The following is a 21,106-nucleotide window of genomic DNA, read 5'->3' as shown; positions in this document are numbered from 1 at the left end:
TTCGCCGAGCCCTATGAGGTGCCCGGCGGATCTTGCGCGGCCCTCGCTGTTGTTCCGGTGAGGGAGTGCCCCTGTCCGGCACTTGCGGTCTGCGGGTGCGCCCCCACGCGTCGTACGGAGCCGGCGAGGCAGTAGGTGGCCAGCAGGGCGAGTACACCCAGGGTGACGCCGGCCCAGCTGAGGCGGGTCACCGATACGGTCAGCGGCAGCCAGGTGGTCATCAGTCCGACGGCGACGGCGGGTGCTCCGGACCCGAGGTAGAAGAGGAGATACAGCGCGGCACCGACCCCGGCCCGGTGTCTGGCCGGTGTGCGCGCGTCCACCGCGCGGGCGGCACCGCTGAAGGCCAGCCCGTGCCCGAGCCCGGCGAGCAGCGCGGAGCCGAGTGTGGCCGGGAGTGAGGCGGCCCCGGTGGCGGCGAGCAGCAGCAGGCTTCCGGTGAGCGCGGCGACGCCGAGTTGCTGGGCGGTCTGTGCGGCGCAGCGTGCGCCGACGAGTTGTGCAAGCAGGGACCATGCCAGCACCCCGCCCAGTACGGCTCCGGACAGGGCCGGGTTGTCGCTGTGCAGGGACCGCCCGAGGAGTGCCGGCACGAGCGCGAGGTAGATGCCGACGACGGCCCAGGCGAGGAACCCGTTGAGCCCCGCGATCAGGAACAGCGTCCGGAGAGCGGGTGGGATGTGCGGCCGGGCGGGGCGCCACCGCCGCTGCGCCCTGCTGTTGACGGCCGGTTCGGGCACGGTCCGCTGCAGCCGGTGCCACACCCACGTCAGCAGGGCGAGATGCAGCAGATAGGGGGTGACCAGCGGCCCGGGGGCGTAGCGGGCGAGCACGCCGGAGACGGCCGGTCCCGCGGCGGTTCCTGCTGCGAAGGCCAGGCTCGCGAGCAGCGGTCCGCCGACGCGAGCGGCGGGACTGCGGTGCCAGGTGATCAGCGCCTGGGCCGCCCCGGTCGCAGCGCCCAGCGCCAGCGCGTGGCCGGTGCGCCCGGCGAACAGCCAGGCCGGGCTTGTGGCGAGGACGAAGCAGCCGGAGCCGGCAGCGGCGAGCAGCACACTCAGGCGCAGCACCGGTCGGTGGCCGACGAGGTCAGCGGCCGGCCCGCACAGCAGCAGTGCCGGGCCGCTGACCAGAGCGAACGTGGCGAAGAGCAGCGTCATGACCAGGTCGTCGTAGCCGAAGAGACGCTGATAGTCGCGATACAGCGGGCTGGGCAGATACGCGCCCGCGGTCAGCACCACCACAAGGAGAGCGGCGGTCCGCACCGCCCGGCGGTCGGCGCGCCCCTCCGGCCTGCCACGCCACCAGCGCCGTGCGGCCGGGGCGGACGTCAGGGGCGGCGGGAACGAGTACGCGCTCCGCTGTGAACAAGCACGCTGATCAGTCACGTTGGCCAGTCTGCGGGCAACGAAAGACGAGGGGAATCAAACAATTCCGGGCCTGACCGTGCAAACTCATTGCATGATCGACCACCGGCTCCGGATCCTTCAAATGGTCGCCGAACACGGCACGGTGACCGCCGCGGCACAGGCATTGCACTACACGCCCTCTGCCGTCTCCTACCAGCTACGGCAGCTCGCGGCCGAGGTCGGCGTGGAGCTGGTGGTGCAGCAGGGCCGGGGTATCCGCCTGACGAACGCGGCCCGCCTTCTGTTGCGTCATGCGGAGCGCCTTCAGGAACAGTGGGAACTCGCCCGTGCCGAGCTGGCCGCTGCCGCTACCGAACCCACCGGGCAGGTCACCCTGTGCGGCTTCTCCACCGCCGCCAGCCGACTGCTGCCACCCGCTGCCGCCGGCCTGCGCGACGCCCACCCGCATCTGACGGTCCGCATCATCGAAGCCGAACCCGACCGCTGCTTCGACCTGCTGCTCTCCGAAGAGGCGGACCTCGCGCTGCTGGTCGTCACGGCGGACTCGCCGCCCATGACGGACCACCGCTTCGACCAGCAGCCGCTGCTGGACGATCCACTGGACCTGGTCGTTCCGCAGGACCATCCCCTGACCCGGCAGAAACGGGTCACGCTGGCCGACGCCGCGCGGGAATCGTGGATCGTGGGCAACCCGGGCACGACCTATCACCAGTTGGTCCTCGCATCCTGTATGAGCGCCGGCTTCACCCCCCACATCGCCCACTATGCGGACGAGTGGGACACCGGCACCGCACTGGTCGCGCACGGATTTGGGGTGATCCTCGTACCGCGGCTGGCGCGACTGCGCGAGGAGCCGCCGGTGGCCCGCATCCCGCTGCACGGGGAACCGGCCCCGGCCCGCCGCATCATGGCCGTCACCCGCCTCGGCGCCCGGGAGATACCCACCCTCACCCACGCCGTCGAGACCATCACCGCAACCGCTGCCCAACTGCTCCCGAAGCACTGACAGGAGGCAGCAGTGCGGGCAAATGCACTGGCAAGGGCTCGGTTTCGGTCACCGAGTCACCTGCCGGGGCCGTCCATGGGCGGCGTGGGGTGCGGGGGCCACGGGGCCGGGTTTTCCGGCGTGCTCTGGGGCGTGTCGGCCGCCGTCGTGTGGGCCCAGTCGCGCGCCGGGCGGCGTCCGACGTACTTGCCGAAGAGCAGTGCAGCCGCGGTAGCGGCGAGCACGCCGGGCACCATCTCGTAGACGCCGGTCTCCAGCGGCCCGAGGAGCGGGTCGATCTTCTTCCACAGGAGCACCGTGAGGGCACCGGCGAGCATGCCGGCCTTCGCCCCGGCCGCCGTCATCCGCGGCCAGAACAGCGACAGCAGGATCACCGGACCGAAGGCGGCCCCGAATCCCGCCCAGGCGTACGCGACGATGTCGAGCACGGCGCCGCCGCTCAGCGCGATCGCGTAGGCGATCAACGCCACGGCCAGCACGCTCAGCCGCCCGATCAGCAGCAGCAACGTGTCGGAGGCCCGGCGATTGAGGAACGCCCGGTAGAGGTCCTCGGTGAGGGACGTGGCCGAGACCAGCAGCTGGCTGTCCACCGTCGACTTGATCGCGGCCAGCACGGCCACCAGCAGGACCCCCGCGACCCAGGGGGAGGTCTCGTGTGCGGACAGCGCGATGAAGACCGTCTCCGGGTTGCCGAGCGGCTTGTCCAGCGCGGCGATCCCGGCGAGACCGATGAGGGACGCGCCCGCCAGGACGACGATCACCCAGCCCACGCCCAGCCAGCGGGCCAGCGGTATCTCCCGTGGGCTGCGGATACTCATGAAGCGGGTCAGTATGTGGGGCTGGCCGAAGTAGCCGAGCCCCCAGGCGAGCAGCGAGATCAGGGCAACGGCACCGAGCGGCTCTCCCGCCGTCCACTTCTTGTCGGCGAACGATGCCTCGGCTCCTGGGTCGAGCAGCGCCGGGGCCTTGGCGGTGAGCTCACTGTGCAGTACGTCGAATCCGCCGAGCTGCCAGATGGCGATCGCGGGGAGGGCGATCGCCGCGAGGAACATCAGCGTGCCCTGTATGGAGTGGCTGACGCTCAGGGCCCGGAAGCCGCCCAGAATCGTGTAGATCACGATCACCACGGCGAAGACGCTGAGTCCCAGCTCGAAGCCGGCGCCGAAAATCTCGTCGGCGAGGAGACCACACGCGATCAGCCCGCTGGAGACGTACACGGTGAAGAAGACGACGGTGACGGTGGCCGAGAGGAGCCGGAGCACCCTGCTCCGGTCCTCGAACCGCTCCTCCAGGTACGCGGGCAGGGTCACGGCACCGACCCGCTCGGTATAGACACGCAAGCGGGGCGCGACAAGACGCCAATTGAGATAGGTGCCGATGATCAGGCCGACGGCGATCCAAGTGGCTCCGATTCCGGCCATGTACACGGCCCCCGGCAGGCCGAGGAACAGCCAACCGGACATATCGGCGGCTCCGGCGGACAGGGCGGCCACCGGGGCGGAGAGTCGACGGCTGCCGACGGTGAAGTCATCGAATGTGGCCGTTTCTTCGTGCGTGATAACGCCGACCATGACCATTGCGATCAGAAAGACTCCGAAAGTGATCATGACTGGAACGGTCAGGGCGATCATGTATTACTCCGTGTGAAGCGGAAGCGACCGTTGGCACATGCCGGGTAGGTGGCCACATTTTCGGGTTGGGGAGGCTGGAGGTGTCGGGCGGCTGGAGCTTAGAAAGGCGCAGCGCCTACTGGCGAGAGAATCCGACGCCGGACCTGCTGATCGGTTCCGGATTGTGATGATGCGCAGCTCGGAACCCCTGTCGCGGTAGCACCCGCCGGCCTGGCAGCCGCCCCTGAAAATGATCACGCGTCATGGTCTGCGGTGCGGCTGCATTCCGGCACAGAGTGGGTTGAGCACTGTCGAACCGATGGGGATGCGGCGAGAAGTGGCTCCATTACCCGATATCGGGGAAAACCATCGCCGGAGCGCGCCGCATTGCCGACGAGCAATTCCGACCGGGCACGTACGCGCGGGCATGCTCCCGGCGGTGTGGCGGAACTGCGGATACTCAGCTCCACCAGATGGAGAATGTGGTGGGAAGGAGTTGGAGAGCGTCCAGCTGGTTCGCGAGTTCGGGTGCGGACAGCTCGATCCGCCGGCCGTCCACCAGCGGTGCGGAGGTGTAGATCTTGCGCAGCGAGAAGTCCCAGCCAGAAGACTCCTCAGGAGCAGCGCCGACGACGACCTTCAACCGGTGCAGCTCGTACCGGAGCATGGCGCTCTCCGTACGCGTACCGGCGAAGGAGTCGAACGTCGACCACAGCTCGGGATCGGTCATCCGCGCGAGCCGGGCCGGAGCTACTGCGGCGGAGTCGAGAAGTCGGCCGGCCAGGCGGCGGACCACCGAGACCGGTCCCACGTTGTCCCAGGAAGTGTGCAAGCGTGCTTCCGCGCAGATCAGACCGACAAGGCACGCGGCGGTCGCACGGTCGGCCGATACGGCAGCATCCCTGAGCTCCAGTCCGTCCAGCAAGACGGCTGGACCGGTGTCAAGTAGCCCTGCCGCACGCCCACTGCGCACATAGGAGTCGAGGTGGTCGAGACTCAGCAAGCCGGACCGGTTGCGCAACGGCGAAGAGGACCGCTCGCCCAGGGCGGCGACCACGGCCGCAGCACTGATCCCGTGTTTCTTCAGCACCGTATGGACCGGGTCGGCCTGCAACAAGTCCAAGCCGATGGCGTGATGGTCAAGACCGGAGACGCCTTCGAAGGTGTGGCTCAGTGGCAGGTGGCCGATGTCGTGCAGCAATGCGGCGACGCGTAGCAGTTCGTCCTCCGGCCGGAAATGCGCGACCAGCGCGAGCACACCGAGGGTGTGCTCAAGCCTGGAGTACGACTGCAGAGTGCTGATCGTCGAGGCGCCGCCGTGCGCGACGAAATGCAGGCGCCGAAGTGGTTCGGTACGCAGTAGGTCGACTTCAACTGGCCGCAGGCGGACGGATATTCGCCAGAGCGGATCTGTGAACGTCTTGTCGAGGCCGACAACATTGGTGGGGACGGGCGATGCGGCGGCGTTGGTGTTGTCGTGCGGCGAGTTGTGATCATTCTGACTGTCCACCAGATCACTCTAGGGCGCGGAAAATTGGGCTCGGCATCCCAGTTGCAACTCGCCCCTTAATTACGGGAGGAGGTCGAAGCCCGCTTTCGTCAGCAGACCACCTTGCTGTCGTTGAACGTGCAAATGCTTGCGAGGAGTGCACGACGATTTCGATCACTTCGGAGGCGTCTCCCAGTTGGGAGAGATCGGCGCCGCGCAGCGGATTCGGCGGCTTCTACGTGGCCGACAGTGCGGCGACCAGCTCATCCAGGCTGTCGCACCGCCAGTCGAAGGTGTCGGTGCTCTTGGGGGGATCGCCGCCCGGTCGCTGAACGTAGGCGGTACGCATTCCCACTGCCTGAGCTCCACGAAGGTCCCAGGCGTGGGCGGCGACCTTCAACACGCGCTCTGCTGGACAGCCTGCCGCGTCGAGGGCGAGCTGGTAGATCGCCGGTGCGGGCTTGTAGGCATGGGCGTCCTCGCCGGACAAGGCCTGGTGCCAACGCAGTCCGGTGTATGCGTTGAGCCGGAGCAGAGTCGCGCGACTGGCGTTGGAGAGCCCCAGCACAGGGAATCGCCGCGCGAGGCGTGCGAGTCCGGCGAGGGAGTCGTCCCAGGGCTTCAGGCGCTGACCCGCGGTAGCCAGTCGCTCGATGGCCGCCGGGTCGGTGAGCCCGGCGCAGTCGGCTACGCGTTCAGCTGCCTCGCGATCGATGACCCCGGTGGCGGCGAATGCCCGGCTCCCTTCCTCGATGCGCTGCTGCTCGTGCTCGACATGCTGTTGCCACACGGTGAGCAACTGGTCGACAGCCGCTTCGTCGGAGGCGGGCACCGCGTCGCGAATGGCCGCTCGAAGTCCGCCCGGCTCGTCGACCATCGTTCCGAGGATGTCGAAGACGACGACCTCGATGTCGCATGCCTCGGCCATGCGGGCTCCTCTTCCTGGCGTGGTCGGGGGCGACGTACCAGGGGTTGGCCCCGTTGCGCTCGGTCGCGTCACCGGTTGAACAGGTGACGATTGTTGCCCGATCTCGCGTCACCGGTCAAGATGGTGACGTGAGATTCGCATTCGTGAGCGGCAACCCGGCTCTGGACCTGGTCGGTACGGTGGGTTCCCGTCGAGACAAGCCCGTCGACCTCCTGGCCGCCCCTGCCGATCTCGAGCAGTGGGTCCTCGAATGCGACGAGCTTCCCGACCAGGTGACCGCCGACGCCGCGACCTTCACATCCGCCCTGCGACTCCGCGAAGCGATCTACCAGCTGGCCCTCGATCGCATGCTGGAGCGTCGCTTTACGTCGGCCAGCCTGGACATCGTCAACGACGCCGCTGCCGGACCGCTGCCCACGGTCACACTCAGTGACGCGGGCTTGCGGCTGTCAGGAGATCTCCGCTCCGCGCTGGCCCATGTCGCCCGCAGCGGGATCGCCATGCTCGCCGACCGCCACGCGTGCCTGAAGGAGTGCGGTCGTCCGGGCTGCACCCGCCTCTACCTCGACCGCTCCCGCGGTACCCGCCGCACGTGGTGCGGCATGGACGCCTGCGGCAATCGCGTAAAAGCCGCGGCCTACCGAGCCCGCAGACAAGCCGCCGAACAGGGCCGCGAGCTCAGGTAGAGCCCGGCATCGCCGGCCCGTAGAGCCGACCCCGGGGATGGGTGCTGCGCTTGCCCACCCTGCGCCCTGGGGGTACCTCCCGGCCGGAGGCTGGGGGAGCAGACTGCCCAAGCGCAGCTGGGCGGATGCGGACGCGCCCCGTAAGGGGCGCGGGGAACTGCGCGACCAGCCACTACGCGCCCGCAGACCGCAAGCGACAGACAGGGGCACCCCCTCACCGGAACAAAGGTTGGCACTCAGTGCGATTGTCGAGCCCCGCGCCCCCTGGAACCCTCGCTTCCATGCGACTGACGACCGGGGCCGTAGCGGCCATAGCGACCGTGCTTGCGATCGGGGCTTGCTCGAACGAGACGAAGAAGTCCGAACCGGAGCGCCGGACCGAACCGAGTACGAAGCCCGCTGCGAGCTCGTCGAGTCCGGTGGCGCAGTTGCGGTTGCAGTACAAGGACGCGTCGCTCACGTTGGGCGGCGGCAAAGCAGACGAAGAGTTCGGCTCCAGCTGTGACACCACCTCCGCCTCCCTGGACGGCACCGCTCCCAAGATCCTGGAGGGAGGCTTCGCCGTGGAATCGGAACCGGACGTGTCGGTCGATCCGTGCGGGCGCAGGGGAAGCGAACCAGAAGTGATCTTTTCGCCCTCGGCCGGTCTGGCTTTCCGGAGCACAGGCCAGCAGGACGGGCGAAGCTGCAACGCCGTCATGAAGGGCGGCAAGGCTGCCGAGCTCACGGACCCCATCCCGTTCTCAAAGCTCAGGGTCGGGCAGAAGTTCTGCAATACGCACCCCTACGACTCGCAGGAACGTGTCGAGTTGCTGCGCGTACAGGACATCTCGGCCAAGGGCCGGAAGGTGACGTTCACGGTGACCGCCTGGGAGCAGAACGAGTGAACGCCTCCGTCCGGATATGAGCGGTCAACCGGGCCGGCCCGGCCCGCACAGCGGGGCCGGGTGTGGCGGGGTGAGCCGCGGGTGGACGGTCTCGACCCTCCCGTCGTCGAATCCGAACTCGTGGGAGAGATAGGAGAGCGCCGCTTGGACGGCGCGCGTCATGGCGTCGTGGTCGGCGGCGGCGCCCCACAGCAGGTCGAGGTGGGTGGTGCCGGTGCCGCCAGGCAGCCGGCCGCCCGGCCGTACGTAGGGGCGGTGGCCGTGGACGCCGGGCACGGCGCGTGCCTCTTTGGCGCCGTGCAGGGCGCGCAGGGTGCACGGCTGCACGGGGGCGAGGGAGTTGTACTGGTAGTGCACCTCGGACGGCGTGGGCAAGGGGCCCGGCAGTTCCTGGCCGAGGGCGAGCCGGCCTGCCCAGCCGACCAGATCCACCACGCAGGCGCGGCGTGACAGTTCGTTGAGGTGGCCGCCGAGCCGGCCGTTGACCTCGATCAGCCGTGGCCCCGCGGGGCCGAGCTTGATCTCGGTGTGGCAGATCCCGGTGGTGACGCCGAGAGCGGTGACGGCGGCGACAGCCAGCTCGCAGACCGCACGGTGCTCTCCCTCCGACAGCGTGGCGGGCCAGAACTGGCCCGTCTCGCGGAAGGGGTGGACCAGCGGATGCTTGCCGGTGACGGCCAGCGGCACCGTCCCCGCGGGCGTCGTGGCGGTCTCCACCGAGACGTAGTCGCCGTGCGGCAGACTCGGCCGCCCCGTCAGATACTCCTCGACGACCCAGCCGTGCGGATCGGCGGGGAAGAGCGCCGCCGCCAGCCGCGCCGCTTCCGCGCGGTCCGGCACCGTGCGCACCGCCGTGCTGCCCTGTCCGCGGGGCGGTTTGACGACCGCGGGCAGCCCCAGGTCGTCCAGCGCGGCGAACCACGCGTCCTCGTCGTGCACCTGATGGCTGCGCACCTGGTCGAGTCCGGCGCGGCGCAGTCGCGTGCGCTGTTCCGCCTTGTCGGTGAGTGCCGCCGCGGTTTCCGGGGAGTGGAACGGCAGCCCGAGCCGTGCTGCGAGATCCGCGGTGGAGCGCAGCTCGCTCTCCGCGAAGGTGAGGACGGCCCGCGGGTGTTCGGCCGCCAGGGCCCGGGCGTCGGCCTGCGGATCGCCCGTCATCCGCAGCGTCCGTCCGCACTGGGCGAGGACACCTTCCGTACGGGCGCTGTGGGCGGACGGACGCACCAGGAAGACGAGCGGGGCCAGCGGGGAGAGCCCTACCGCCAGCTCTCCGGCCGAGGCTGAGCCGTGGTCGTAGACGACGGTGAGCGGGCCGACGGCGCCGCTCACCGCGAACTGCTCGCCGTGGCCGGGGCCGGGGTTGCCGCCGGGGCGGGTGGCCGGCCGGACGGTTCGGCCGCGGCGGAGCGCAGGCCCTCCTCCACCAGTCCGACGAGCTCACGGAGCCGGTGCTCGGGTACGGCCTGCTGGTCGTAGGAGGCCAGCAGGCCGGTGCCGAAGCCGGGGAAGTCGAGCGTGTAGTCCAGGGAGACCGGGTGACTGGCCTTGTCGGCGTGGTACCACTCGTCCACCCGGAGGGTGCCCAGCCCGTCGAGCTGCCGGTAGACGCGGAAGTCGGTGAAGTTGAACGCGACGTCGAAGGGCGGGCGGCCTGTCTGCTCCTCGATCCGGGCCAGTGGGTAGTGGCGGTAGCGGGTCGCCGCGATCTCGGCGTCGCGTGCGGCGCGGGCGCGTTCCGTCCACGTCCCGGCGGCGGTCGGCAGCCGGAGCGGCATTGTGTTGAGGAAGAGCCCGACCGATAGCTCGGCCCCGGGCTGTTCGGGGCGGCCGTTGAGCACCACACCCGTCACCATGCCGTCCGGATGCCCGGACCAATGGGCCAGCGCCCAGGAGTGGACAGCCAGCAGCAGGCTTTTGAGGGGCGTGGCCGCCTGCGCGGCGGAGCTCCGCAGACCGGCGCTCAGTGCGTCGTCGAAGGGCAGGCTCAGCCGGGCCGACGCGTCACCCGGTGTCTCCCGGGCCCGGTCCGGCAGCACCTGGGGGCCCTCGGCGTGCTGCCGCCAGAACCGTGCCGCTTCGGCGGAGGAGACAGCGTCGCGTTCGGCGGCCACGAAGAGCTCGTGCGCGTCGGGGGGCGGCGTCGGCAGTGCGGGGTCGGTGCCGGTGACGGCGGCGTCGTAGAGCCGGAGCAGGTCCGTGACGACGGTCGCGAAGCTCCAGCCGTCCATCAGCGCGTGATGCATGGCGACGGTGAGCCGGAAGCTCTCGGCCGCTGCGGCTGCGGCTGCGACGTGACAGCGGAACAGCGGCGGAGTCTCCCAGTCGAAGGCCGTGCCCAGCTGCCGGGCTCGCCAGGCTTCGGCCGCGGCGGCGCAGGCCGCGTCCTCAGCGCCGGTGCCGGCGTGCGGGCCGGCCGCATACTCGACCTCCAGCGGCAGCGCGAGATCCGGGTGCACAAGCTGCACCGGTTCGGGATCGGCCGCCAGGTCGAACGAGCTGCGCAGCGCGGGATGCCGGTCCAGCAGCGCGGTCAGTGCCGTACGGAACCGGGCTTCGTCGAAGGGGCCGTGTACGCGCACGCCGATGAGGTCGTTGTACAGGCTGGGGTCCTCGCTCATCTCGCACTGGTAGACCAGCCCGATCTGGAGAGCCGACGCCGGGCGCCGGACGATGCCGGACGGTGCCGTGGCGGAGCCGTCCGCTTCCGCGGGGCCGGGCGTGCCCGCTTCCGCGGGGCCGGGCGGCGCGGGCGGGGACGGCTCGGCGATGCCGGCCGACTCCTGAGCCGTCAACTCGCTCACATTTGCGGCGAGTTCCTGCGCCGAGGGGTGCATCAGCAAATCCAGCAGCCGTATGCCGACGCCCTGTTCGTTGGCCCGCGCGACGATGCGCACGGCGATGAGCGAGTCGCCGCCGACGGCGTAGAAGTCGTCGTCCTCCGTGACGGACTCGTCGCCCAGCTCCTCCCGTATGAGAGCGAGGAGGAGGCCGGTGGTCTCCTCCTCGTCGAGCGAAGCGCCGTCACCGGGCGGCGTCTGCGGCGTCTGCGGCATGGTGCTCCTTCCGGGATGGGGCGGGGGACGGCAGGCCGGTTGTTCCGAGCGCCTCATGGACGGCCCGGAAGAGGTCACGCCGCTGTTCGCGGAGGTAGAAGTGGCCGCCGGGGAACGTACGCACCCGGCACTCCAGCGCGGTGTGCGTGGCCCAGTCGGCGAGTTCGTCGGGCGAGACCGTGTCGTCCCGGCCGGCGCAGACCAGCAGCGGTACGGGCAGCTCCCGATCGCCGTAACCGCGTCGGTAACGGTCGAGGAGCAGCAGGTCGTTGCGGACCGTCGGGAGGAACAGGGCGCGCAGTTGCGGATCCTCCAGGACCTCACGGTGGGTGCCGCCCATCCGCAGCAGCCCGGCGACGAGCTCCTCGTCGCTACTGTGCGCGGTGAGCTGCCCGGCTGCCGGACGGCGAGGGGCGCCGCCGCGGCGTGACGAGACGACCAGCAGCGCGGGCACGGGCGCGTTGTGGCGGTGGAGCCAGGCGGTCAGTTCGGCGGCGAGGACCGCACCCATGCTGTGGCCGAACAGCACGGTGCGGCCGACCGAGGCGTCGGCGATCTGTGCGCCGAGCATCGGCACGAGCCGTTCGGCATCGGGTACGGGCGCCATGCCGATCAGATCCTCCCGGCCCGGGAGCTGGACGGGCTGCACGTCCAGCGCGGGGTCGGCGCCCACCCAGCGATGGTAGGTGGAGGCGCCGCCGCCGGCGTGCGGCAGACAGAAGACAGTGGCCTCGGCGCCGTGCTGCCGGCCGGTCCAGTACGGCAGAAAGCGCGGGGAAGCGGCCACCGGTCAGCCGTACCGGCGCATCGTGGCCGCCACCTGGCGGGCGCCGGCCGCCGCACTGTCGGCGAGCGCGGAGCCGAGCCGCTCGCGGATCGGGTCCGGCTTCTCCTGGCTCAGTTTGAACATGCCCTCCGCCTGCGTGATGTGGAAGGTGAAGGCGCCGACGGCGGGCACGATCTTCTCGAAGTACGGGAGGGAGTCGGTCATGTCCCAGCCGGTGCCGAGGTGTTCCTCGTACGTCCGCACTGTGGTGCGGATCACCTCCAGGGTCGGTTCCCCGCGCTCCAGCAGGTGGAGGGTGCCGTGCGCGTGGACGGAGACGAAGTTCCAGGTGGGGGCCGCCGGACTGACGCCGTAGTGGGTGGGGCTGATGTAGGAGTTGGGGCCGAAGAAGACCAGCAGCGCCCGCTGCCCGTCGCGCAGCGCCGCCCAGTGCGGGTTCTGCCGGTTGAGGTGCCCGGCCAGCACCGCGCCGACCAGTCCGGTCTCGCCGGTGCCGGTGGGCAGGGTGTCCCCCCAGGGGATGACGGGGCAGTGCGTCGCCAGCGGTTCCTGCTGCTGGGCGCCGTCGGTGACCAGCAGGGCCAGGCCTTGGGCGCGGACGACGTCGCGGGCCCAACCGGGGTCTGCCGGCCGGTAGTCGGCGGGTACGTACATGGTGACTGGCTCCTGGTCAGCGGGCGGCGTGGGGGCCGGTGGTGATCGAGGTGAGGATCTCGCCGGCACGGACGGCGACGTTCGACAGCAGTGAGGCGGAGAGGCCGTGGGTGTGCTCCACGCCGCCTTGGAGGTAGATGCCCGCCGTGACGTCGGCCGAGGTCTCCACGCGGTACTCCCGGCCGACGCGCAGCCGGCCCGCGCTGTCGCGTTTGCACAGGTCGGCCGTCGGGCCCAGCAGCGTCGCGGCATCCATGGGGTGGTAGCCCGTGGCGAACACCGCGATGTCGGCGTCCAGTTGGTCCCTGGCGCCCTCCAGCAGCCGGTCGATGTGCAGGCGCACCCGGTCGGGGCCGGAGTCGGCGGCCACCACGCGGCACATCGGCTCGAAGTGCAGCCGTCTGTCGCCGCGCACCGACTCCTGGTAGGAGCGCCGGTACAGCTCGTTGATCAAGTCGAGATCGACGACGGAGTAGTTGGTGTTGCTGTGCTGCTCGTAGAAGCGCTCCCGGACGGCGGGCACGGCGTCGTAGAAGTGGTCGACGGCGACCGGGTCGAAGACGCGGTTGGCGAAGGGCGAATCGTCGGAAGGGCTGTACCCGTAGCGGGGCAGCAGGGCGTGGATGCGGCTCTCCGGGAAGCGGCTGTGCAGATGGGCGGTGACCTCGGCGGCACTCTGGCCCGCGCCCACCACCGCGAAGGTGCCGATGCCCGGCTTCCCGAGTTCCGCCAGCCGGGGCAGCAACTCCGCGCTGTGCCACACCCGGTCCGAGGACGTCACACCCGCCGGCATCCGCGGCACCAGACCGGTGCCGACGACGATGTTGCGGGTGCGCACCGTGCGTTCGGCCCCGTCCGGGTGGCGGGCGACGACGTCGAAGGCGGTCACGGTCTGCTGCTCGGTGACCGGATGGACCGCCACCACCTCGGTGCCGTAGCGCACCAGGTGGGCCACCCGGGCTGCTGCCCACTCCAGGTAGTCGTGGAACTCGACCCGTGAGGGGAAGAACTCCTTGTGGTTGATGAAGTCGACCAGCCGTCCCCTGTCGTCCAGATACGACAGGAAGCTGAAGCCGCTGCGGGGGTTGCGGATGGTCGCCAGGTCCTTGAGGAAGCTGACCTGCATGGTGGCGTCGTCGAGCAGCATCCCGGGGTGCCAGGAGAGTGCGGGGCGCTTCTCCAGGAACAGCGCGCGCGGCTTCGTCCCCTCGAACTCCTCCAGCGCGACGGCGAGCGCCAGATTGGCCGGCCCGAAGCCGACCCCGACCAGGTCGTGCACCACGGGTGCTGTGCCGTGCGTCGGTTTCACGCTCGCTCCTCTTCTGTGTACCGGCTCGCGCCACGGCGCAGGCCCGTCGACGCGTGGGGGTGAGCCGTGCCGCGTGGCGCCGCGGCGGGTGCCCGGGTCGTGGTCATTCGCCGGCCACCGCCCAGTCGTCGAGCAGGCCGCTCAACTGGTCGGGGGACAGGACGGGGATCCGGGACACTCGGGTGTCGGGCTGTGCTGCGGCGGCTTCCAGGAAGTGTGTGTAGTAGCCGCAGAAAGACTCGGCGGTCTGCTCCTCGAACAGGTCACGCGCGTACAGCAGCCGCCCGGTGACGCCGCCGTCCGAGGCCGTACCCAAGTGGAGTTCGGCGTCGAAGCGGGTGCGCGTGCGGCCCTCGGTCAGGTAGGAGACCGTGATCTGGGGCAGCGCCAGTGGGGGAGCGGTGCCACCGGGGCCGCCGTCCGCCAGGTCGAACCACACCTGCACAAGCGGGTTGCGGCTCAGGTCACGCGGCGGGTCGACGGCCTTGACGATGCGGTCGAAGGGCACGTGCTGGTCGTCGTAGGCGGCCAGGACCTGCTCCCGCACGCGGTCCACGAGTTCGGTGAACGGGGGGTCGCCGCGCAGGTCACCCAGGATCGGCAGGGAGTTGACGAAGAAGCCGATCAGCCCTTCCTGAGCGACCCGGCTGCGGCCGTTGAACGGACAGCCGACTAGCACCGCCTCCTGCGCGGCCAGTCGGCCCAGCAGTCCGTGGAAGGCGGCGAGGAAGACCACGAAGGGGGTGGTGCCGTGTTCGCTGCTGAGCGCGCGCAGTTTCGCGCACACGTCGGGGGCCACCCGCACCGGCGCCTGCCCCGCGCGGTAGCTGGGCTGCGCGGGCCGCTCGTGGTCGGCGGGCAGTTCCAGCACCGGCGGGACACCCCGCAGCCGCTCCCGCCATGCTCCGGCCCGCCGGTCGAGATCCGCCGACCCGGCCGAGCGGGCCTGCTCCCGCGCGAAGTCCGCGTACTGTGCGGCCGGCGGTGCGAGACCGGGCTCTGATCCGGCCACGAACGCGCGGTGGGCGGCCGAGACTTCGCGGCTGAGGATGTCGAGCGAGTCGCGGTCGAAGAGAATGTGGTGGACAGTCAGGCCCAGTACGTGGTCCTGCTCCGCCAGCTTCGCCAGCCACAGCCGCAGCAGCGGCCCGCGTTCCAGGTCGAACGCGGTGTCGGAGTACTGCTCGGCGAGGCGGCGCGCCTCTGCCGCCGGATCCTGACTCGCCGTCACGTCGTGCGTCGCCGGGCGGATGTCCTCCGCGCGGAAAGCCGTCCGCAGCCGGGGCTCGCCTTCCTCGGTGACGGTCACCTGGGTGCGCAGTACCTCGTGCCGGTGCAGGACATACGTCAGAGCCCGCTCCAGCGCGGGAACGTCCAGCGGGCCCTGGAGGCGGTAGGCGGCCGAGACGTTGTACGCCAGGCTGCCCTTGGTGAGCCGGTCGATGAACCACAGCCGGTGCTGGGCCGGGGCGAGCGGCACCGCCTCGTCGGACGGCTCGGGTAAGGAGTCCGGGGTCGCCGTTCCGCGGGCGGCGAGTCGTCTTCTGAGAAGTTCCCTTCCGGCATCGGACAGGTTTTGCCCGGCTCCGTCCACCACAGCAGAAAACCTCCGGGAGAGGGATCTGAGGCCGCTTCGGAAGAACGCCTCAATGTTTCGGTGCAGCACGTTCGGTGAAAAACTACTACGCTGGCATACGCCCGGGCAAGAGGGAATCACAAGGGCTCGACCATCGATCAGCCAGTGGCTATGCTCCACACCTCGGAGGTGAACGGAATGACTTTTATGGAAGAGCAGGAAAAAGAGGGGGCACCCTCCTTCCAGGTCGTGGTCAACGACGAGGAGCAGTACTCGATCTGGCCTGCTGAGCGGGGTGTTCCCGCAGGCTGGCGCAGTGTGGGGGTCGAAGGGGACAAGGCTTCCTGCCTGGCGCACATTGAGCGCGTATGGACCGACATAACGCCGCTGAGCGTACGGCGCGACCTTTCCCGGAACAGTAATTGAGCACGCCGGGAATCCCGCCGGAGAACTCCGGCGGGATTCCCGGCGAGGTGTTTCGGTAATGTGCCGGCCGAGTCGCTGTGAGTTTCTGCGTCCACCGCTTTCGGGCTGCCGGGCAGATTTCCTCCCGGCTATCGGTTGAGCTCCTGCTCTATTTCCTCCTCCGTCATTTGTGAGATCTCCTCGACGACGCGCCGCTCGATGACCGCGCACTGATCGGCCACCGTCCGGTGGTCGAAGACCGCGCGCACCGGGAACGCCACACCGAACGACTCCCGGATCCGGGAAGCGAGCCTGGAGGCCGCCATGGAGGTGCCGCCCGCCAGGAAGAAGTCCGAGGTGACGCCGAGCCGGGCGGCCGGGAAGACCTCCCGCCACAGCCGCAGCACTTCCTCCTCCAGCGGTCCTCGCGGCTCGGCGAGTTCCGTTTCCCCCTCCCGCGGAGCCGGCAGCCGCGCCCGGTCCACCTTGCCGCTGGGGGTGAGCGGCAAGGCGTCGAGCGTCAGCCACACCTCGGGCACCAGATACGGCGGCAGCCAGGCGCGCAACTGAGCGCGCAGTCCGGCACTGTCCGGCGGCTCCGCCTCAGGGACCACGTACGCGGTCAGCAGGGTGTTCCCCGCGGGCCCGGGAGCCGCCGTGACCACGGCCTCGCGGACGCCGGAACACCGCAGCAGCGCCTGCTCGATCTCACCGGGCTCGATGCGGTAGCCGTTCACCTTCAGCTGGGCGTCGCGCCGGCCGAGGAAGTCGAGCGTCCCATCCGGCCGCCAGCACACCACATCACCGGTGCGGTACATACGCGCGCCGGGTACGTCGGCGAACGGGTCCGGCACGAAGCGTTCGGCGGTGAGCGCGGACCTGCCCGGATACCCCCGGGCGAGCCCCGCACCGCCCAGACACAGCTCTCCCGGCGCGCCCGGCGGCGCCAACTGGAGGTGCTCGTCGACCACATACGCCCGCACCCCGGCGATGGGGCGGCCGATCGAGTTGTCGTCCCAGGGGGCGCGCAGCCCGTCGGTGGCGGTTGCCACCACCGTGTTCTCGGTGGGGCCGTAGTGATTGAGGACCGGAACGCCCGGGTCGTCGCACTCCCGTGGGCGGAACAGATCGCCTCCGGTCAGCAGCCGGGTCAACTCCGTCTTCTCACCGAGCGGCTGCCGGATCAGCTGTTCGGCCAGTGGCGTGGGCGCGAAGACGCTGTCGGTACGGGTGACGGCCAAGTGCCGGACGAGGGCATCGGGGTCGCGCACCACCTCCTCGGGACAGATCTCCAGACGGGCGCCGCCGGCCAGCGCGGGCCATATCTCCCAGGCGGCGGCATCGAAGGACACACCGGCGACCTGGGTCACGACCGAGCCCCCGGGCCGTACCGGATAGCGCTCCAGATGCCATGCCACCAGATGCGACAGCCCCGCGTGCGTGACAGCCACCGGCTTGGGGCGGCCGGTGGAGCCGGAGGTGTAGACGAGATACGCCAGATGGTGCGGCGCCGACCCAGGGCGCGACGCCGGTCCAGGGTGCGGCGCCGGACGGAGCCGGCCCTCGGGTGCCGGGTACGGCATCGAGGTCACGTCGAGCACCCGCGGTTCGCCCACCCGACGGCTCGCACCCGCCGTCCCCGCGCCCCGGGCAGTGTGTTCGCCCTCCTGCTGCAGCTGTGCGCGCATGGCCGCGTCCGTCAGCAGCAAGCGGGCACCCGAGTCGGCGAGAAGGTAGCCGATGCGCTCCGGCGGCTGGTCCGGGTCGATCAACAGATAGCCGCAGCCAGCCAGCATTGCCCCCAGCGCCGCTGACACCAGCTCCGCACCCCGTGGCAGACAGACCGCCACCACGTCCTCGGGCCCGCACCCGTGCGCCGTCACCCGGGCCGCGAGCGCGGTGGCCCTGGCATGCAGGGTGGCGTAGTCCCACGTGTGGGTGGAGTCCGCGACGGCGACAGCCGCGGGGTGCTCGGCCACCCGGCGGGCGAACAGCGCGGCCACCGTCTGCCCCGCCTCGCCCTCACCCGGCTCCTGTACGGGGCCGGTGCCGCGCGCCACCATCGCGGCCTGCTCGCGGGGGGAGAGCAACGGCAGGCAGGACATCGGCAGTTCGGGGCGGGCGGCGGCGGCCGCGAGCAACTGCTGGTAGTGAGCGGCGAAGGTACGCATCCGGGGCGCGTCGAACAGATCGGTGGAGTACAGCAGCCGCCCGCGCAGTTCGGTACCGACAGGGCTCAGATGCAGCTCGGTGTCGAACCGGGTGACCGTCTCCGGGTACTCCACCCTCATGGTCGGCGCCCCGGGCAGCTCCAGCAACTGCCCGCCCAGCGTCTCGTCGGTGACGTCGAACCAGTGCTGAACCAGAGGGTTGCGCTCCAGGCCGCGGGCCGCCCCCAGCTCGTCGACGAGCACATCGAAGGGCAGCTCCTGGTGGTCCATCGCGTCCCACACGGCGTCCCGCACCCGCGCGGTGAGGGTGGCCAGCGAGGGTGTGCCGCGCAGATCGCCGCAGAGGGCCACGGTATGGGTGAAGAAACCGATCGCTTCCTCGGCTTCCGGCTCGCCGCGCCCCGCGAACGGCACGCCGCACAGCACCTGCCGGGCATCGCAGTACCGTCCCAGCAGCTCCTGATACACCGCCAGCGTCACGGCGAACAGCGAGGCGTGCTGCTCCCGGGCCACCCGGCGCAGCGCCTCGGTGCTGTCCGCGGGCACGGTGAAGTCGAGCTGCGCACCATGGCCGGTCGGCTGGGCGGGACGCGGCCGGTCGGCGGGCAGCGCCAGCACCGTCGGCGCCTCGGCCAACCGCGACCGCCAGTAACGCAGCAGCCGCTCACGCTCCGCCCCGTCGAGGGCGCGCCGCTGCGCACGGGCGTAGCCGAAGTAGTCGAACGGCGGCTCGACGGGCAGCGCCGGAGCCCCCGCCCGGGTCCGGGCCGCGTACGCAGCGGAGAGTTCGCGCTCGAACACGGGGCGGGAGAGACCGTCGAACGCGATGTGGTGGATATGGACGTGGAAGAGCCAGTCGCCGTCCGCCAGCCGCAGCAGCACCGCCCGCAGGGGCGGGGCCGAACGCAGGTCGAGGGGGCGCGACAGCCGCTGCCGTACCAGCTGCTCCGCCGTGTACGAGGGCGCCGCGTCAGCGGACAGGTCGCGCCGCTCGAGGTGCAGCGCGGTGGCCGGCTCGACCACCGCGCGGGGCTCACCGCCGTCGGCGGTGAAGCGGCAGCGGAGGACGGGATGCCGCGCCGCCACGTCACGCAGTGCGCCCTCCAGCGCCGCCCCGTCCAGCCGGCCCTCGACACGGTAGGTGAGCGGGGTGAGGTAGCTGACCTGGCCGGGCAGCAGCTGGTCGAGGAACCACAGCCGCTGCTGGGCGAACGAGAGCGGCTGTCCGGGTGGCAGCGCCGTCACGGCCTGACCCGCCCGGAGTCCGCCGCGGCAGCCGGAGTCCTGGCCTCCGCCCCCTCTTCGGCCGGCACGACGCCCTCTTCGGCCGGCGCCGCTCCTTCCCCGGAGCGCAACCGGCGTACGTCCCGGGCCAGTTGCGCCGGTGTGGCGCGCTCGAAGACGGCGCGCAACGGCAGTTCGACGCCGCAGGCCTTGCCGACCCGGTGCACCAGTTGAGTGATCAGCAGGGAGTGGCCCCCGAGGCGGAAGAAGCTCTCCTCGACGCTGACCTGCTCCTTGCCGAGGATGTCGGAGAAGATCCTCGCGATCGCCGCCTCGTCCTCGTCCCGGGGTGCGACGAACGACGCTCTGGCGGTGTCCACCTCGGGCAGCCGGTTGCGGTCCACCTTCCCCGTCGCGGTCAGCGGCAGCTCCGGCAGGGAGATGTACGCCTGGGGCACCATGTACGAGGGCAGCAGCCGGGCCAGATGATCGCGCAGCTCGTCGGCGTGCGGGGCAGGGCCCTCGCTGCTGGTGTACGCCGCGAGCAGGGCGTCCTCTCCCTCGCCCGTCTTGACGACGACGGCCTGCGAGACATCCGGGTGCTCGCGCAGCAGCGTCTCGATCTCCCCGGGCTCGATGCGGTAGCCGTGCAGCTTGATCTGGAAGTCGGCGCGCCCCAGATACTCCAGCACCCCGTGAGGCCGCCAGCGGCCCCGGTCCCCGGTGCGGTACATCCGGCTGCCCGGGGCCTTGCTGTACGGGTCGGGCAGGAACGCCACAGCGGTCTGCGCGGGGTTGCCGAGGTAGCCCCGCGCCGGGGGACCACCGCCGACGTAGATCTCGCCCGGCACACCGGGCGGGACCGGCCGCAGATCGGTGTCGAGCACATAGATGCGGGAGTCCACGATGGGACGGCCCACCGCGGGGCGCTCCGGCCAGGCGTCGGCGGGCGCGGTCAGCCGGGGCGCCGTGACGACGTTGAGCTCCGTCGAGCCGTAATGGTTGTCCAGCAGCACATCCGGCAGCCGGTCGCACAACTGCCGGACGGCGGGGGAGATCACCAGCTGCTCGCCGGTGGTGATCAGCTCGCGCAGGGAGCCGCAGCGGTCCGGGGCGTCGGCCACCTGCGCCGCGAGCCCGTTCAGGGCCAGCACCGGCAGCAGCACCTTGGTGACCTGGTGCCGGTCGATGACGTCGGCCAGGGCGGCGATGTCATGGCGTTCGTGTTCGGTTGCCACGACGACGCAGCCGCCGAGCCACCAGGTGGACAGCAGTTCCAGGAAACCGACATCGGAGGTGAGGGGGAAGAACTGCAGCGCAACGGGCTGTTCCGCGTACCGCCGGCGACACCAGTCCAGCAGCGTGATCTGCGGAGCCGCATGCATGGCGATGCCCTTGGGCCGGCCGGTGGAACCCGAGGTGTACAGCACATACATCAGGTTCTCGGGGCCACTCCCGGTCAGCGGCTGCTCGCCGTCGCCGGGGCCGTCGTCCGTCAGGTCGGTCTCGACGGGCAGGGAGACAACCTGCGGCCCCCAGCCGCCCTCGGCGCGGGCGTCCTCGACGGACTTCTCAGTCACCACCAACCGGACCCCGGCATCGGCGAGTTGCGCGCGCGTACGCTCCGGTGGCTGGTCGGGGTCGACCGGCAGACAGGCGGCGCCGGACTTGAGCACGCCGAGCACCGCGACCGACTGGGCCGCCGAGCGTCGCAGCGCGATACCCACCAGGCTCTCCGGCCCGGCGCCCGCTGCCCGCAGCCGGCGGCCGAGCTGGTCGGCCGCCCGATCCAGCCTGCGGTAGCTGAGGGTCTGCGGCCCGCAGACGACCGCGGGTGCTTCAGGGGTGCGCGCGACCCACTCGGCGAAGCCGTCGAGCGGGGTGCGCGCGGTGCGGGAGGGGGCGACTGCTGCGTCATGCGCTGGTGTCATGAGTGGTCTCCGCGAAGGCC

General features: G+C 70.8%; 16 protein-coding genes. 4 read left to right on the top strand and 12 right to left on the bottom strand.

Annotated elements, in window-relative coordinates; genetic code table 11:
• Positions 1–11: 11 nt before the first annotated feature.
• Entirely contained in the window at positions 12–1,388 is a 1,377-nt protein-coding gene (locus tag ACQEU8_RS01380) for an MFS transporter (protein WP_433095872.1), read from the bottom strand.
• A gap of 73 nt (positions 1,389–1,461) precedes the next feature.
• Here ACQEU8_RS01380 and ACQEU8_RS01375 point away from each other — a divergent pair, with 73 nt between their 5' ends.
• Positions 1,462–2,376: a LysR family transcriptional regulator gene (locus tag ACQEU8_RS01375; protein WP_433095870.1), complete on the top strand. Its 915-nt coding sequence runs from the start codon at positions 1,462–1,464 to the stop codon at positions 2,374–2,376.
• 56 nt (positions 2,377–2,432) lie between these two features.
• On the opposite strand, the gene putP is transcribed toward ACQEU8_RS01375, so the two are convergent.
• From putP to ACQEU8_RS01360, 3 genes are all read right to left on the bottom strand, one after another.
• A complete protein-coding gene (putP, locus tag ACQEU8_RS01370) occupies positions 2,433–3,983 on the bottom strand; it encodes a sodium/proline symporter PutP (RefSeq protein WP_433095868.1) in 1,551 nt (516 codons plus the stop codon).
• A gap of 463 nt (positions 3,984–4,446) precedes the next feature.
• Positions 4,447–5,496: an HD domain-containing protein gene (locus tag ACQEU8_RS01365; protein WP_433095866.1), complete on the bottom strand. Its 1,050-nt coding sequence runs from the start codon at positions 5,494–5,496 to the stop codon at positions 4,447–4,449.
• 214 nt (positions 5,497–5,710) lie between these two features.
• Complete coding sequence (locus tag ACQEU8_RS01360; protein WP_433095864.1) at positions 5,711–6,403, bottom strand: haloacid dehalogenase type II; 693 nt, start codon at positions 6,401–6,403, stop codon at positions 5,711–5,713.
• 128 nt (positions 6,404–6,531) lie between these two features.
• Here ACQEU8_RS01360 and ACQEU8_RS01355 point away from each other — a divergent pair, with 128 nt between their 5' ends.
• Both ACQEU8_RS01355 and ACQEU8_RS01350 read left to right on the top strand, forming a co-directional pair.
• Positions 6,532–7,089 (top strand): CGNR zinc finger domain-containing protein, encoded by a 558-nt coding sequence (locus tag ACQEU8_RS01355; protein ID WP_433095862.1) that lies wholly within the window; start codon positions 6,532–6,534, stop codon positions 7,087–7,089.
• A gap of 434 nt (positions 7,090–7,523) precedes the next feature.
• On the top strand, positions 7,524–7,976 hold the full coding sequence (locus ACQEU8_RS01350) for a hypothetical protein (RefSeq protein ID WP_433095860.1): 453 nt from the start codon (positions 7,524–7,526) through the stop codon (positions 7,974–7,976).
• Positions 7,977–8,000: 24 nt separating this feature from the next.
• Here ACQEU8_RS01350 and ACQEU8_RS01345 read toward each other — a convergent pair whose 3' ends face one another.
• From ACQEU8_RS01345 to ACQEU8_RS01320, 6 genes are all read right to left on the bottom strand, one after another.
• On the bottom strand, positions 8,001–9,305 hold the full coding sequence (locus ACQEU8_RS01345) for an ATP-grasp domain-containing protein (protein WP_433095858.1): 1,305 nt from the start codon (positions 9,303–9,305) through the stop codon (positions 8,001–8,003).
• Positions 9,302–11,029, bottom strand: coding sequence for a condensation domain-containing protein (locus ACQEU8_RS01340; RefSeq protein WP_433095856.1), 1,728 nt, complete (start codon positions 11,027–11,029; stop codon positions 9,302–9,304). Before ACQEU8_RS01340 ends, ACQEU8_RS01345 begins: the two co-directional genes overlap by 4 nt.
• The gene (locus ACQEU8_RS01335) at positions 10,998–11,816 is read right to left on the bottom strand and encodes a thioesterase II family protein (RefSeq protein ID WP_433095854.1); all 819 of its coding nucleotides are present in this window, start codon (positions 11,814–11,816) and stop codon (positions 10,998–11,000) included. The genes ACQEU8_RS01340 and ACQEU8_RS01335 overlap by 32 nt, the downstream gene beginning before the upstream one ends.
• Before the next feature lie 3 nt (positions 11,817–11,819).
• Entirely contained in the window at positions 11,820–12,470 is a 651-nt protein-coding gene (locus tag ACQEU8_RS01330) for an FMN-binding negative transcriptional regulator (RefSeq protein ID WP_433095852.1), read from the bottom strand.
• 16 nt (positions 12,471–12,486) lie between these two features.
• Positions 12,487–13,779 (bottom strand): lysine N(6)-hydroxylase/L-ornithine N(5)-oxygenase family protein, encoded by a 1,293-nt coding sequence (locus ACQEU8_RS01325; protein ID WP_433095850.1) that lies wholly within the window; start codon positions 13,777–13,779, stop codon positions 12,487–12,489.
• Between the two features lie 103 nt (positions 13,780–13,882).
• Positions 13,883–15,259, bottom strand: coding sequence for a condensation domain-containing protein (locus ACQEU8_RS01320; RefSeq protein ID WP_433095848.1), 1,377 nt, complete (start codon positions 15,257–15,259; stop codon positions 13,883–13,885).
• Positions 15,260–15,553: 294 nt separating this feature from the next.
• Here ACQEU8_RS01320 and ACQEU8_RS01315 point away from each other — a divergent pair, with 294 nt between their 5' ends.
• Positions 15,554–15,781, top strand: a complete 228-nt coding sequence (locus ACQEU8_RS01315) for an MbtH family protein (protein ID WP_433095846.1) — start codon at positions 15,554–15,556, stop codon at positions 15,779–15,781.
• Between the two features lie 128 nt (positions 15,782–15,909).
• On the opposite strand, the gene ACQEU8_RS01310 is transcribed toward ACQEU8_RS01315, so the two are convergent.
• Both ACQEU8_RS01310 and ACQEU8_RS01305 read right to left on the bottom strand, forming a co-directional pair.
• The gene (locus tag ACQEU8_RS01310) at positions 15,910–19,176 is read right to left on the bottom strand and encodes a non-ribosomal peptide synthetase (RefSeq protein WP_433095844.1); all 3,267 of its coding nucleotides are present in this window, start codon (positions 19,174–19,176) and stop codon (positions 15,910–15,912) included.
• Positions 19,173–21,086, bottom strand: a complete 1,914-nt coding sequence (locus tag ACQEU8_RS01305; RefSeq protein ID WP_433095842.1) for a non-ribosomal peptide synthetase — start codon at positions 21,084–21,086, stop codon at positions 19,173–19,175. Before ACQEU8_RS01305 ends, ACQEU8_RS01310 begins: the two co-directional genes overlap by 4 nt.
• Positions 21,087–21,106 lie beyond the last annotated feature (20 nt).

The organism is Streptomyces sp. CA-250714 (assembly GCF_050936705.1).
GTDB lineage: Bacteria > Actinomycetota > Actinomycetes > Streptomycetales > Streptomycetaceae > Streptomyces.
This window is presented reverse-complemented; position numbering and strand designations above follow the sequence as displayed.

Coding starts and splice junctions, on each gene's coding strand:
- ACQEU8_RS01375 (WP_433095870.1), top strand. CDS start 1,462: ATGATCGACCACCGGCTCCGGATCCTTCAAATGGTCGCCGAACACGGC.
- putP (WP_433095868.1), bottom strand. CDS start 3,983: ATGATCACTTTCGGAGTCTTTCTGATCGCAATGGTCATGGTCGGCGTT.
- ACQEU8_RS01360 (WP_433095864.1), bottom strand. CDS start 6,403: ATGGCCGAGGCATGCGACATCGAGGTCGTCGTCTTCGACATCCTCGGA.
- ACQEU8_RS01330 (WP_433095852.1), bottom strand. CDS start 12,470: ATGTACGTACCCGCCGACTACCGGCCGGCAGACCCCGGTTGGGCCCGC.
- ACQEU8_RS01305 (WP_433095842.1), bottom strand. CDS start 21,086: ATGACACCAGCGCATGACGCAGCAGTCGCCCCCTCCCGCACCGCGCGC.
- ACQEU8_RS01340 (WP_433095856.1), bottom strand. CDS start 11,029: ATGCCGCAGACGCCGCAGACGCCGCCCGGTGACGGCGCTTCGCTCGAC.
- ACQEU8_RS01315 (WP_433095846.1), top strand. CDS start 15,554: ATGACTTTTATGGAAGAGCAGGAAAAAGAGGGGGCACCCTCCTTCCAG.